This window comes from Streptomyces sp. NPDC104581 (assembly GCF_055583685.1).
This window is the reverse complement of record NZ_JBVJNN010000046.1, coordinates 24,086-37,512: the sequence shown is the minus strand read 5'-3', so window position 1 is coordinate 37,512 and position 13,427 is coordinate 24,086. Positions and strand designations below refer to the sequence as shown.

Here is a 13,427-nt window from a genome sequence, read left to right as displayed (position 1 = left end):
GGCGCGGCCGCCCCAACGGCCGCGCCCGCCTCGCTTTCAGGAGCACGCCGTGTATCGAGCGAAGGAAACGTTCTGGGCGCCGGACAACCGGCGCGTCGTGAAGGGCGACCTGGTCGCCGCCCACGACACCGTCATCAGCGGCCGCGAGGACCTGTTCGAGGCCGTCGTCATCCCCCAGGCCCTCGAACCCTCCACCGTCTCCGCCTCGCAGCAGGAGACCGAGCACCCGCCGCCGAACCCGCAGACCCCCGCCACCGGCGACCCGACAGCACCCGGCGACGAGAAACAGCCCCCCACCCCGGCACCGGCCCCGGTCCCCACCCCGACCCCCACCCCGGCACCGGCACCGGTGCCGGCACCGGTGCCGGTGCCGGCCGCGAAGAAGACCGCGGCGAAGAAGACCACCACGGCCACCCGCACACCGGCAGGAGGTGCCACGAAGTGAGGCGCACCGTCTACAACCACGTCCGTGGGAAGGCCACCCTGGCGATCGCGGCCCGGACCGCGACCGCCAACGGCACGGCGGTGGACCGGAAGCTGTCCGGGGCGTCCGGCAGCAATGAGTGGCACGACTCGGCCACTCTCCTCGTCCACACCGGGGCCATCACCGATGGCACGCACGCCATCACCTTGCAGGTCAGCGACGACAACTCCACCTGGGCGGCGGCGTCGGCGGCCGATCTGCAGGGCGCCCTGCCCTCGATCAGCTCCTCGAACGACGACACGGTCTATGAGGTCGGCTACACCGGCACCGCCCGCTACCTGCGCGCGGTGACGACCGTCTCCGGCACCACCACCGGCGGCGTGTACGGGGCCACGATCCTCCTCGGCTTCCCCCGCACCGTCCCGATCTCCCGGACCTGAGGGGGACGGCGTGGCGCTGCTGACCCTGCAAGATGCAAAGAAGCAGCTCAACCTCACCACCGACACGGACGACGACGAGCTGCAGACCTACATCGAGGCGGTGACCACGCCGATAGAGGACCTCATCGGCCCGGTCGAGCCGCGCGAGGTGACCGAGCAGCACGACGCGGAAGCAGGGCGCCGCACCCTCGTCGTACGGAAAACGCCGGTCCTGTCGCTGACCTCGATCGAACCGCTCCTGTCGGGTGGCACCAGCTACCCGGCCGGCGGTCTGGTCCTGGACCTGGACACCGGGGAGATACGGCGCCGGAACGGAGGCGTCTTCCGGGGGCTGCTGCTGGTCACCTTCCAGGCCGGCCGCACCGAGACCGGCCCGACGATCAACCTCGCCGCACGGATGCTCGTACAGCACCTGTGGCGCACCCAGCGACCCGGCCGCTCCGGCGGCCTGGCCGGCGGCGGCGAGGACTACAGCGTGGGCCAGCCGATCCCCGGATTCGGCTACGCGATCCCCAACCGCGTCCTTGAGCTGCTGAGTGATTACCGACTACCCCCAGGAGTCGCGTAGATGGCATCCCGTATCCCCGAACTGATCGACGCACTGGTGGAGATGGCGCGCGTCGACCAGCTGCTCGACGGCGTCCAGGTGGCCGACGGCCCGCAAGTCACGGACGACGCGGCGGGCGACTGGCTCGTCATCGGCTGGGACGCCGACCCGGGCGGCGACTTCGAGGCCGCCCAGACCCTGGGCGGCTGGTCCGACCTCGGCACCGGCCGCGAAGAGGAATTCCAGGTCGTCGTGGCGGCGGTCGCCAGCCGCGGCGACACCGACATCGTCACGGCCCGTCGGCGCGTGTACGAGATCGGGACCCGCGTCGAAGCGTGGCTGCGCGCGGCCCCGGGCCTCGGGCTCGACTCGCTCGAGGCCAACGTGGCAGGCACCCGGCTGATCCAGGACCAGACCGACCAGGGCGCACAGGCCCGGCTGCTGCTCACGGTCGCCGGCCGCGCTTTCACATAGAAGGAGGTACCGCCGTGGCGGTACTCATGCAGCACCCGACCCTGCCGACCGAGCAGACGATCAAGGTCCCGGCCGCCTCGGTCCGCGCGCACAAGCGCATGGGCTGGACCGTCGTGGACGACCAGGCCCCCGAGCCCGAGACACCGAGCACGGCCGAGGGCAAGACCCTGCGGCGATCCCCGAAGGAGAACATCTGATGCCGGCGACACCGATCAATGCGTCCGTCAGGTACTACCGGCGCGGCATCACCCGCGTGCTGTGGGTACCGACGATCGCGAACAAGGCCGCGCCGACACGGTCCGAGCTGGACGCGGGTACGGCGCTGGAGGGCGAGACCGGCGCGATGGGCGGCTGGCAGACCACCAGCGAGACCGTACCCACCCCGGCACTCGGCAGCAGGTTCACCCCAGTGGTGGGCGGTGCGATCACCGCGGCGGACTCCAGCCTGACGTTCTGGGCGAGCAAGGACGCCGACGACGTCCGCGAGCTCCTGGTGCGCGAGGCCGCCGGCTTCGTGGTCTGGATGGACGAGGGCGACGTGCCCACCCAGCCGATGGACGTCTACCCCGTGACCGTCACCTCGCAGGCCAAGGTCCGCGAGCTGGACAGCGCGGCGCAGATCATGTGCCAGTTCGCCATCACGAGCGAGCCGGCCGAGAACGTCACGATCCCGGCTGCGGGCGGGGGCGGCTGACATGCCGGGCACGGTGCAGATCCACGGGACCGGCCAGCTGCTGACGCTGTCCCGCCGTCTGCGGACGGCGGGCGGCCCCCGGCTCCAGCAGAACTTCGCCCGGCGGATCCGGCGTACGGCCGAGCCGCTGCACCGGGACCTGAGATCCACCGTCGCCCGGCTGCCGATCCGCTCCGCCGGCCGCGGGGCCGGAAAGCGCGGCGGCCCGTCGCCGACCTCGCGCCCCTTCCGGGCCACGCTCGCCGGCGCGGTCCGGATCAGCGTCCGTACCGGCAGCAGCCCCGGCGCCAGGGTGTACGTCGACAAGTCGCTGTTGCCCCCGGACATCTCGGTGGGCGTGCTCTACCAGCTGAATGACGGCCGGCTCAGGCATCCCGTGTTCGGCAACAGGCGCCGCTGGGCGAACCAGACCACCGCCGCCCGCTGGTGGGACCGGACCGTCAACCGTCACACCCCGCGCATGAGAACAGAGGTCGCACGCGTCCTGGACGACGTGCGCCGCCAACTGGAGTAGAGGAACCCATGATCGTCACGCACACCCCCGCCGACGGCACGGTGGAGCAGGTCTCCACGCTCGACCTCTCCGCGATCGAGTCGGCCGAGATCGAAGAGGTCCTGGGCGGCGTCGCTTGGCGCGCGATCGAGGACCAGCTGAGAGCCCAGAACCCCACCGCGATGCGCGCCGTTCTGTGGGCCGTACGCAAGCGGGCTGACGAGAAGCTGACGTTCGCCTCGGTCGACGTGCCGCAGTGGAAGCGCCGCCTCAAGGCCCGTATCGAGCGCACAGAGATTGACGAAGTCCTCACCAACATCATGACCGAGGCGCTCGCCAAGGGTGAGGACGCGGCCATCGACGCGATGCTCCCGCACTTCCGGAAGCTGGCCCACAACCGGGACGACATCGAGGCCGCGCTCGACGCCCTGGGAAAAGGCCACTTGGTTCCGGGCCGCCAGGACTCCGGGGACTGATCCTCGAGTACCGGTGGCTCCTCGCGCACTACCTGCACATCCGCCCCTGGGAGATCCAGCACCTGACCGCCGACGACCTCGAGTCGGCCGTCGCCTGGATCAACCGGCACATCGCATCGTGAGGGGGTGACCGGTGGCGACGCGCCTGACGTTCACCCTCGACGGCCGCGACGAACTCTCCCGGGTCCTCAACGGCACAGCCGACAGCGCCGACCACCTGCGGCTGCGCATGGCCGGGATGACGGCGGACGCCGACGGCAACCTCCGTGACCTCCAGGGCCGTTACGTGTCCGTCGCGGACGCGCAGCGGCGACTCGCCGGCGATACGGACGACACGGCCCGCCGGTTCCGCGGTCTGACGGACGCGTCGTCCAAGCTCGGCGAGTCGCTGAAGTCCAGCCTCATCAGCCTGGCCCCGGCGGCGATCCCGCTGGTGGCCGGGCTCGGCGGCGCCGCGGCCGCCGTCGGTGCGCAGCTCGGTGCCGCCGGCGTCGCCGCCGGCGCTTTCGCGCTGGCGCTCGGTCCGCAGATCGGCGCGATCAACAAGGCTCGGGAAGCACAGAAGAAGTACGAGCAGACCGTCTCCGAGTCGGGCCGCACGTCTCAGGCCGCGATCGAGGCCGAGGCCGCCTACCGGCGAGAGCTCGCGCAGCTCCCGCCGGAGACGCGGAAAGCGGCCGTTGCCGTAGGCCTGCTCGCGGACGGCTTCAGCGAGTGGTCGGACTCCCTGTCCGGCGATGTGATGGGCCCGTTCATCAAGGGCGTCGGCGTCGCGAACGCCTTGCTTCCGAAGACGACCGGCCTGGTCAAGGGCTCGTCCACCGAGCTGGACCGGCTGATCACCATGCTGGGCGGTGCCGTCGCATCGCCTGGATTCGACGCGCTCAACAGCAGGTTCACCACGTTCGCGAACGACACGATGCGCAACGCGGTCGACGAGGTCGCGATGTTCTTCGACCGGCTCGACCGGGGCGAGGTGGACGACACCGGTCTGCAGCGGTTCCTCGACTACTGCCGCGACAACGCACCGTTGGCCATCGAGACGCTCAACAACCTCGGCGACGCCGCGTTCAACCTGATCGAGGCCGGGTCCGGTGTCGGCGTCGGCATGCTGGACCTGATCAACGTTCTGGCCGGGGTCGTCTCCGCAGTGCCGCCGGGCGCGATCGCCACGCTGCTCCAACTCGCCATCGCCATCAAGGCCGTACGCCTCGCCGCTGCCGGCAGCGCCGCGGCCGGGGTCGCCATGGCGGGCCTCGCCGGACAGATCGCGGTCGCACGCGCGGCGGCGGCCGCCGCGCCCGGGCCGCTCGCCGCAACCACGGCCGCGATCGGCGCCCTGTCCCGCACCGCGAAACTCGCGGTCGCGGGCACTGCTATCGGGCTGCTCCTGATCGGGCTGACCGAGCTGTCGCAGCGCGGGCAGAAGGCGGGCCCCGATGTGGACCGTCTGACCACCAGCCTGGGCAAACTCGCCCTGTCCGGCAAGGTGAGCGGCGAGGCAGCGCGCGCGTACGGCAAGGACTTCAGCGGCCTGGCCGACAGCCTGCGGGAGATGGCTCGCCCGTCGAACATCGCGAGCTTCCAGCAGTGGGCCACGCAGCTCGTCGGCCTGGACTCGACCCCCGTTAAGGAAGCAAAGAAGGACCTGGACGGGGTCGACAAAGCCCTCGCCAACATGGTGTCCAGCGGCAACGCGGACCAGGCGGAAGCCGCGTTCAACCACGTCGCCGCGGCGATGAAGAAGAAGGGCCTGTCCGCTGGCGAGCTGCGGGCCGAACTGGGCGACTATAAGGCAGCCCTGTCCGCGGCCGCGTTCGAGGAGCAGCTCGCCGCCGAGTCCATGGGTCTGTTCGGCGAGCAGGCGATCGCCGTGCAGGCGAAGCTCGACACGCAGAAGGCGAGCGCGGACGGGCTGGCCCAGTCCATCCACGCCCTGAACAACAGCTACCTCATGGCCAGGGGCGGCGTGCGCGGGATGGAGGCCGCCATCGACGCGGCCTCCGAGTCGATCGCGAAGAACGGCGCGACCCTGGACGAGAACAGCGCGAAGGGCCGAGCGAACAACCAGGCGTTGGACGACCTCGCCGCCGCGACGATGAAGGCGGCGGAGTCCGCGCGCGCCAACGGCTCGTCATGGGACGAAGTCTCCGGGATCTACGACCGGGGACGCGGCGCTTTCATCCGCTCCGCTCAGGCGATGGGGATGACCGAGAAGCAGGCCCGGTCCCTCGCCAACCAGATTCTCGAAACCCCCGACAAGACCGCCTACCTCAAGGGCGACCTGGACGATCTGAGGGCAAAACTCGCCGACGCGAAAGAGCGACTGCGGAAAGCGCCCAGCTCGAAGACCGCGAAGATCAAGGGAGAAATCTCCGATCTGCGGGCGAAGATCCGGGCGGCCGAGGCCGCGCTGGCCCGGGTCGACGGGAAGACGGCCACCACCTACGTCGTCACCAAGTACCTGGTCCAGGGGTCGACGGGCGAGACCCGTAACCGGGACAAGCTCAGGCCAGGTAGCTACGCCCAAGGCGGACCCATCCGGCGTGCGCAGGGTGGGCCGATCCCCGGCTACCCCGGCGGCGGCCTGCTTCAAGGGCCGGGCACGTCCACCTCGGACTCGATTCTGCTGTGGGGCTCGGACGGCGAGTTCATGATCAAGGCGTCGTCCGTGGCCAAGTACGGCGAGGCGTTCATGCGGGAGATCAACGAGGGACGTCTGCCGGTGGGGCGTGCCGCGGTCCCCGCCGGGCGGGCTGCCGCGCCGCCGCCGCAGGCCGCACCGGTGAGCGACCAGCCGCGCGTCACCTACAACGTCTACCCCCGGTCCAGCGTGATCGACGCGGGCGACCTGCTGCTGATCCAGCGGCAGGAAGAAGCACGGCAGCGCGTGGGGAGGCCCAGGTAAATGCCCCTGTTCACAGCGCCGTACGTCACACCGGTAGAACCGCCGATCACGCCGCCGCCGACGGAGATCCCCGGAGTCGGCTACGCGTCCATCACCTACATCGACCCGACCGGCACCCGGTGGCCGATGACGGACCTGGCCGCCGACTGGTACACCCTCGCCGAGGGGGTGTCAGGTCTGGGCGCGGCGCCGTACGTCCTGACCTCCGACCCGCACCCGCGCGGCGGCGCCAGGCTGCGGCACGTCCAGCCGCAGGCGCGCACGATCGTCTGGCCGGTCCTCGTCAAGGGCGCCGACCACATGCGGTTCACGGAGAACTGGCGGGCACTCGCCGCCGCGTTCACGAGGACGCTGCGGCTCGGGCCTGACGGTCTCCGGACGCCGGGGGTGCTGGAGGTCGCACGGCCGAACGGCACCGTACGGACGATCGAGGTCTACTACCACTCGGGGTGGGACGGGCTGGGCAGGGCCGCGACGGGCATCACCTGGGACAGCGCCGTCCTGACCCTGTGGTGCGAGGACCCCTACTGGGTCGACGCCGTACCGGTGACGGTGCACCGGGAGACCGGCGAACAGGTCGACTACCTGGTCCCGTACCCCTCCGTCTCGTCCAGCCAGGTGCTCGGGGAGACCACGGTCACGAACCCGGGTGCCGTCGACGTCTGGCCGGTGTGGACGGTGACCGGCCCGGCGACGGCGATCACCTTCACCCGGCAGGACTCGGGCGACGCCTTCACCCTCACCATGGCCGACACCCCCCACGGTGACCTCCTGGCCGGGGAGACCGTCACCATCAGCACCGCCCCGGCCCGCGTCCGCTCCGACACGGGCGAGAACTTGACGGGCGGTCTGGACTGGCCGGGGGCCGTGCTGTGGTCCGTGCCCCCCGGTGAAACGCCGGTCGTCTTCCAGCTCTCCGGGGCCGCCGCCGGCTCGGCCGTGGACCTCACGTTCTACCCGAGGTACGAGACCGCATGACGATCCAACTGCTCGTCACCGACCGGAACCTCAACGTGATCGGCGACCCGCTCGACGGGTGGACCGACCTGAAGTGCGATGTGAACTTCAACGCCCCCGCCGCCGGATCGGTGACGCTGCCCGCGTACCCGGCCTACATGCAGCTGCTCCAGCCCGGGAACCGGCTCGTCCTGATCCGGGACGGGGCAATCTGGTGTGCGGGACCGCTGGAACAGCCACAGGAATACACCTGGGACCTGGCCGGCAACGCGGACCCCGGCGCGGTCAAGGTGATGTTCACCGACGACCTGGCCCGCGTCGCCGGGTACCTCACCTACCCCGAGCCGACGAAGACGTTCGGCGCACAGACCACGACGTCGGACGTCGGACGCAAGCTCACGGGGTCGACCGCGGAAGGCGTCATCCGGCAGCTGGTCACGGAGAACTGCGGGCCCGGCGCGATCACGTCCCGGCGCATCGAGCGCCTGGTGCTCGATGCCGTGACCGGGGCCGGGCACTTCGCCGCCATCGGCACACGGTTCGAGCCGCTGCTCGACGCGTGCCGCACGGTGGCCGCCCGCGACGGACTGGGCTTCCGTACCCGGCAGGTCGGCGACGAGATCCGGTTCGGGGTGTACGCCCCGGTCGACCGCACGGCGACGGCCCGTTTCTCCTCCGGGCTCGGCAACCTGCGCTCGGTCTCGTTCACGATGGCGGCGCCGCTCGCCACCTCCGAGCTGGTGCTCGGCGGCGAGGACCCGAGGCAGCCCCCGCCCGAGGGCGAGCCCGCGAACCAGCGGATCTACCTGGAGATCGCCTCGGGTGCGGCCGCGGACTGGTACCGCGTGGAGAAGCTCGTGGACAAGAGCGGCTCGGACGACTCCGAGGGCGAGCTCACCGACGCCGGAAACCTGGAGCTCGGCAACGACAACCCTCAGGCGTCCCTCGCCACGGTGACCGTCGACACCGAGGACCTGCGCGCCGGACGGGACTACGGCCTGGGCGACCGCGTCACGGTGGAGCTCCCGACCGGCCTGGAAGTCACCGACCTCGTACGCACCATCCGCCTGGAGGCGACGCCGGACGACGGCGAGCTCGTCACCACCGTGATCGGCGACTCCGACAAGACCACCACCACGGCCACGGTCCGCGCGGTGCGCGACCTCGCCCGCAGACTCGGCAGACTGGAGGCCAGATAGTGGCACAGGACTCATGGCCGTCCCCCGACCACAACGACCGGGCGGTGACCGACTCGGAGTACGAGACGGCGGCCGCCCGGTTCTCCGACGACGGGGTGTACGGCGACCCCACCCAGCCGGCCGTCGTCACCGCCGGCACCGGCCGCACCGTCACCGTCCGGGCCAACATCGACGGGTCCCTGCGCGGGCACGCCTGGACCTCGGGCACCACGCCCGTCACGCTCACCGTCGCCGCCAACATCTCCGGGCAGACCCGCACCGACCGCGTCGTCCTGCGCCTGGACCGAGACGACTGGACCGTGCGCGCCGTCGTCAAGACCGGCACCCCCGGCGCCGGCCCGCCGACGCTGACGACCGGCGACGGCTTCACCACCTACGAGGTGCTGCTCGCCAACGTCACCGTGCTGAACGGGGCGGCCACCGTCACGGTGACCCGCGCCGAGCGGTACGTCGGTACGCGGATCCGGCCCGCCACCGCTGCGGCGTCCTCGGACCCCAACCCGCGGCTAGGGGACGTGACCTGGGAGACCGACACCAGACGGCTGCGCATCTACGACGGGACGTCGAAGCGCACCATCTACATGGACACCGGCACCATCGGCGTCAACGCGGACCTGGCCGCCTGGTCCAACGAGGTGGAGTCGGTCATCGAAGTGCGCAGCGGCCTCGTCTGCTGCCGGTTCGGATCACTCAGACGACAAGCCGGGACCCTGTCGTCGGGGACCGAGTCGCGGCTGCCGATCGTGATCCCGGCTGCGTACCGGCATCCGAGCCGTGACCAGTACGGCATCGCGATCGCGGGCAGCAGCGCGTGCCGGTTCATCGTCTACGCCGCCTCCACCTCGCGGGCCGGACAGGTCTGGCTCGTCAACCACCCGACCATCGCAAGCGGTTCGTTTCTACTGCCGGTCTCCGGCATGAGTTGGGTGGTGGACTGACATGGCCAGGTCCCAGTTCGGCCGCGGCGTCGCGGACTACGTAGTACGGCCCAGTGACGGCCTGTGGGGAATCGGTGCCGGCGTCACGCTGACGTTCTGGTCCGACGCCGACGCCGGCGAGCAGTACACCGACCTCCTCAACGCCGTCGGCGAGCCGACCACCGAGATCACGACCGACGAGCAGGGCGGCATACCCACGTTCTCAGGGCCGGACTCCGTGACGGGTATGTGGGCATCCGCCGGCGGATCCTCCCGCGTCTGGATCACCGCACGGGGCACCGGCACCGGCGGCGAGGACGGCGGCGGCGCATACACGTCGATCACCCGCATCGTCGCCAGCTCAACGGCGCCCGCCGACGTACGAGCCGCCGCGCAGTACGTGTGCGACGGCGTCGCCGACAACATCGAGATCCAGGCCGCGCTCGACGACGCTCGCGACAACGGCGGCGGCGAAGTACAGCTCACTGTCGGGACCTTCACCCTGGCCGCGCCGCTGACCATCGAGGGCACGGACGACGTCGACGTGGAAATCGGCATCGCGCTCCGCGGCCAGGGCGCGCGGGCGACGATGCTCACGGCGGGCGACGGTCTGACCTCGGCAGTCCACCTGACCAAGGTGGTCAGAGTCCTGCTGGAGTCCCTCGGGCTGACCATCGACGGCGCGACCGACGGCATCACCTCGGCGACGACCGACGGAGCGTCGAGCGGGCACCGAAGCTTCTGGAACTCCAGCTTCAAGAACCTCCAGATCAACGGGCCCTGGGACGGCGGGCACACCGGCTGGGCGATCAACATGGGCAGCCCGTTCCGGTCGGTGTTCGAGAACATCGAGATCGGCGGGGTCGGCAACGGGGTCCGCTTCTACTCGGAGCACGAGGACTTCAACCCCGGCGACCTCACCGCCGAAAGGATCTTCGTTGAGCTGGTCGGCGCCGGCGGCACGGCGTACATGATCGAGTCCACCACCGCTGACGGCGTCATGAACCAGATCGAGTTCGAGATGTGCGAGGCGATCGCCAACGGGTCGGACTGCACCGGCATCCACATCACCGGGGTCGGCGGCTGGGGCACCGCACACACCAACTGGCGTGGCACGAACTTGGAGCAGTTCGACCGGCTGCTGCATGTCGAGTACGGCAGCAGCAACACGTTCCGGTTCAACCACATCGGCCTACGCGCTGGCGTGCCCGGGCTCACCGCCTTTGCATTCGGCGCGAGCAGCTTCAACAACACGATCCTGTCCGCCGGGCTGCTGTACGCCTCGGACGACTGCACCTTGTACGCCGACGCCAACACGATGGAACCGGGCGCCCCCAACCGCGTGCTGGACACCCGCGTATACCGGGCATCGGACACCGTCGCCGTGGGCGGCCGTCTCAACCCGGGAGCGACCACGGTCCGGCGCGGCATCGTCGGCAACACCACGATCAACACGCCGAGGCCGGCACCGCCCGGCATCTACGTGCCCGACGGCTGGGGACGGAACTGGCTCGCCGCCCGCACCCAGGCGGCGGCCGGAACCGGCCTGGCCCGGATCGTGACCGTGGGCGGCTCGGCCACCCTCGGGTACTTCGCGAGCAACCCACGCACGAAGTCGTGGCCCGGTCTGCTGGCCGGCCAGCTCCAGGCCGCGTACGGGGACGGCGGGAGCGGCTTCCACGGCGTGTCCCTGTCGTCGTCCCTCACCGGGGACAACGCCACGGCGTACGCCGCCTGGCTCGCCAACGGGTCAGCCGTCGCGCAGACAGGCACCTGGACCCAGGGCGGCAGCAACTACGGTCCCGGCGGCACGTACCTCTACAGCGACACCACCGGGTCCACGCTCACCTTCCGGGCGCGCGGCACGACCGTGCGGATCTACACCGTGATCGGCGGCAGCACCCGGGCCCCGATGCTCTACAGCATCGACGGCGGCACGGACGTATCCGTCACCCAGCCATCGGGCACGGCCGCGATCCAGACCACCACGATCACCGGCCTGTCCGCCGGCGAGCACACCGTCCAGGTGAAGGTCGGCACCGCGACGTCGGGCCAGTACGTGTCCGTCTGCGGGGTCGCGGGCGAGTACGCCGCCGGCGTCATCGTCCACAACATCGCGTTGGCCGGGGCCACCAGTTCCCGCTACTCCAACGACGCCAGCGCCGCGCTGAACGGTGTATGGAACGGCGGGGTCAACTTCCCCGCCCACTTGGCCCTGTACTCCGCCGCGCCGAACGACGCTGCGGCGAACGTCACGGGCGACACCTGGCTGGCCAACCTGATGGGCTGGCTTCGCGCTGTCCGTGCCTCCGGCGTCGCCACCGACATCGTCGTCGCCCTGCCTCACATCGGCACGCACGAGGGGACAAACAACAAGTACCAGGAGTACAGCCGTCATGCCCGGTCACTGGCCGACACCTACGGGTTCGCCCTCGTCAACTGGTGGACGCTCGGCGGGAACGCATGGTCGGTGTGGAACGCGCTCGGGTACTGGGGGAACAACTCCGGCGACGGCGCGACCGGCACGGACGGAGTCCACATGAGCGACGACGGATTCGCCTACATGGCGTCCACGCTCCTGCCTCACATCGCGAGCTGACCACTGCCCCGTAAGCCCCGGGCCCCGAGCCACCAGGCCGGGGCCTCACCCATGACCAGGAGGAACCCGTGAGCCATCCTGTCCCGCCCGTGACGCCGCCGATCCTGCGGTACTTCACCTTCGGCCACCTCCCGCCCGAACTGCGGACCGTGTCGGCGCCGTTCTACGACCTGGCCCACCGGCTCGTCGACCAGCTGCCGCCCGGCCCCGAACTGTCCGTCGCGCTGCGCAAGCTGCTGGAGTCCAAGGACGCCGCCGTACGCGCGGCCCTGCCCCCCGACACCACGACACGGGAGGGCTGACCCATGGCCACACCGATGACCCCCGCCCGACTCGCTCAGGCCCTGCGCGACGAGGGCCTGGTCGTCGTCGAGGTCGGCGACTGGGAGACGCACAACCGGAATCACGTCGGCCCGTGGGGCCCCGTGCACGGCGTGATGATGCACCACACCGTGACCAAGGGCACGGCCGCGACCGTGTCCATCTGCCGCCACGGCTATGCCGGCCTGCCCGGCCCGCTCTGTCACGGCGTTATTTCCAAGGACGGCAGAGTCCACCTCGTCGGCTACGGCCGCGCCAACCACGCGGGCAGCGGCGACGGCGACGTCCTGCGCGCCGTCATCGCCGAGAAGAAACTGCCGCCGGACAACGAGGCGACCACCGACGGCAACCGGCACTTCTACGGGTTCGAGTGCGAGAACCTCGGCGACGGCAAGGACCCGTGGCCGGACGTCCAGGTCGAGGCGATGGAGGCCGCGGCGGCTGCCGTCTGCCGCGTCCACAACTGGGGCGGCCCCTCGGTCATCGGCCACCTGGAGTGGCAGCCCGGCAAGATCGACCCCCGCGGCGTGTCCATGGCCGGTCTGCGCCGCCGCGTTGACGAGCGACTGATGACCAAGCCCAAGCCCCCGACCCCCGCGACGTACACGGTGAAGAAGGGCGACCACCTCTGGGGCATCGCCACATCCAAGCTCGGCTCCGGCGCCCGGTACCCGGAGATCCAGAAGCTGAACAAGTTGAAGGACGCGGACGAGATCACGCCCGGCCAGAAGCTCAAGATCCCCGCCAAGTAGCAGGCACAGCCACCCCACCCATCAATCTGATGAGAGGTCCACCACCATGAGAGTCTCCGCCTTCGCGAAGGCCGTCGCCGCGGCGTTCGCCGCCGGTTCCGCCGCCGTCGCCACCGCCGTCCAGGACGGCGCGTTCACCACAGGGGAGGGCGTCACCGTCGCCCTGGCCGTCCTCGGCGCGCTGGGCATCACCTACGTCGTGCCCAACAAGCGGCCGGCCGCCTGA

16 protein-coding genes are annotated in these 13,427 nt (G+C 70.7%); all 16 read left to right on the top strand.

The window, feature by feature from the left end; genetic code table 11:
• Window positions 1-49 precede the first annotated feature (49 nt).
• A complete protein-coding gene (locus tag ACZ61E_RS27950; protein ID WP_469702728.1) occupies window positions 50-445 on the top strand; it encodes a hypothetical protein in 396 nt (131 codons plus the stop codon).
• Window positions 442-864, top strand: coding sequence for a hypothetical protein (locus ACZ61E_RS27945; RefSeq protein WP_469702726.1), 423 nt, complete (start codon window positions 442-444; stop codon window positions 862-864). The genes ACZ61E_RS27950 and ACZ61E_RS27945 overlap by 4 nt, the downstream gene beginning before the upstream one ends.
• 10 nt (window positions 865-874) lie before the next feature.
• Window positions 875-1,432, top strand: a complete 558-nt coding sequence (locus tag ACZ61E_RS27940) for a head-tail connector protein (RefSeq protein ID WP_469702724.1) — start codon at window positions 875-877, stop codon at window positions 1,430-1,432.
• The gene (locus ACZ61E_RS27935) at window positions 1,433-1,885 is read left to right on the top strand and encodes a hypothetical protein (protein ID WP_469702722.1); all 453 of its coding nucleotides are present in this window, start codon (window positions 1,433-1,435) and stop codon (window positions 1,883-1,885) included. It begins immediately after the preceding gene.
• Window positions 1,886-1,899: 14 nt separating this feature from the next.
• Window positions 1,900-2,082, top strand: coding sequence for a hypothetical protein (locus ACZ61E_RS27930; protein WP_469702721.1), 183 nt, complete (start codon window positions 1,900-1,902; stop codon window positions 2,080-2,082).
• Window positions 2,082-2,579 carry a phage tail tube protein gene (locus ACZ61E_RS27925; protein ID WP_469702719.1) on the top strand — a complete coding sequence of 166 codons (498 nt, stop codon included), beginning with the start codon at window positions 2,082-2,084 and terminating at the stop codon, window positions 2,577-2,579. Before ACZ61E_RS27930 ends, ACZ61E_RS27925 begins: the two co-directional genes overlap by 1 nt.
• A gap of 1 nt (window position 2,580) precedes the next feature.
• Window positions 2,581-3,093 (top strand): hypothetical protein, encoded by a 513-nt coding sequence (locus ACZ61E_RS27920; RefSeq protein WP_469702717.1) that lies wholly within the window; start codon window positions 2,581-2,583, stop codon window positions 3,091-3,093.
• Window positions 3,094-3,101: 8 nt separating this feature from the next.
• Window positions 3,102-3,548, top strand: a complete 447-nt coding sequence (locus ACZ61E_RS27915; protein WP_469702716.1) for a hypothetical protein — start codon at window positions 3,102-3,104, stop codon at window positions 3,546-3,548.
• A gap of 133 nt (window positions 3,549-3,681) precedes the next feature.
• Complete coding sequence (locus ACZ61E_RS27910) at window positions 3,682-6,456, top strand: hypothetical protein (RefSeq protein WP_469702715.1); 2,775 nt, start codon at window positions 3,682-3,684, stop codon at window positions 6,454-6,456.
• Window positions 6,457-7,434 carry a phage tail family protein gene (locus ACZ61E_RS27905; protein WP_469702714.1) on the top strand — a complete coding sequence of 326 codons (978 nt, stop codon included), beginning with the start codon at window positions 6,457-6,459 and terminating at the stop codon, window positions 7,432-7,434.
• Entirely contained in the window at window positions 7,431-8,612 is a 1,182-nt protein-coding gene (locus ACZ61E_RS27900) for a siphovirus ReqiPepy6 Gp37-like family protein (RefSeq protein WP_469702712.1), read from the top strand. Before ACZ61E_RS27905 ends, ACZ61E_RS27900 begins: the two co-directional genes overlap by 4 nt.
• Entirely contained in the window at window positions 8,612-9,550 is a 939-nt protein-coding gene (locus tag ACZ61E_RS27895; RefSeq protein WP_469702710.1) for a hypothetical protein, read from the top strand. Before ACZ61E_RS27900 ends, ACZ61E_RS27895 begins: the two co-directional genes overlap by 1 nt.
• 1 nt (window position 9,551) lies before the next feature.
• A complete protein-coding gene (locus ACZ61E_RS27890) occupies window positions 9,552-12,128 on the top strand; it encodes an SGNH/GDSL hydrolase family protein (RefSeq protein WP_469702709.1) in 2,577 nt (858 codons plus the stop codon).
• A gap of 68 nt (window positions 12,129-12,196) precedes the next feature.
• Entirely contained in the window at window positions 12,197-12,430 is a 234-nt protein-coding gene (locus ACZ61E_RS27885; protein WP_469702707.1) for a hypothetical protein, read from the top strand.
• A 3-nt stretch (window positions 12,431-12,433) separates the two neighbouring features.
• Window positions 12,434-13,201, top strand: coding sequence for an N-acetylmuramoyl-L-alanine amidase (locus tag ACZ61E_RS27880; protein WP_469702705.1), 768 nt, complete (start codon window positions 12,434-12,436; stop codon window positions 13,199-13,201).
• Between the two features lie 46 nt (window positions 13,202-13,247).
• Window positions 13,248-13,427 (top strand): hypothetical protein, encoded by a 180-nt coding sequence (locus ACZ61E_RS27875; RefSeq protein ID WP_469702703.1) that lies wholly within the window; start codon window positions 13,248-13,250, stop codon window positions 13,425-13,427.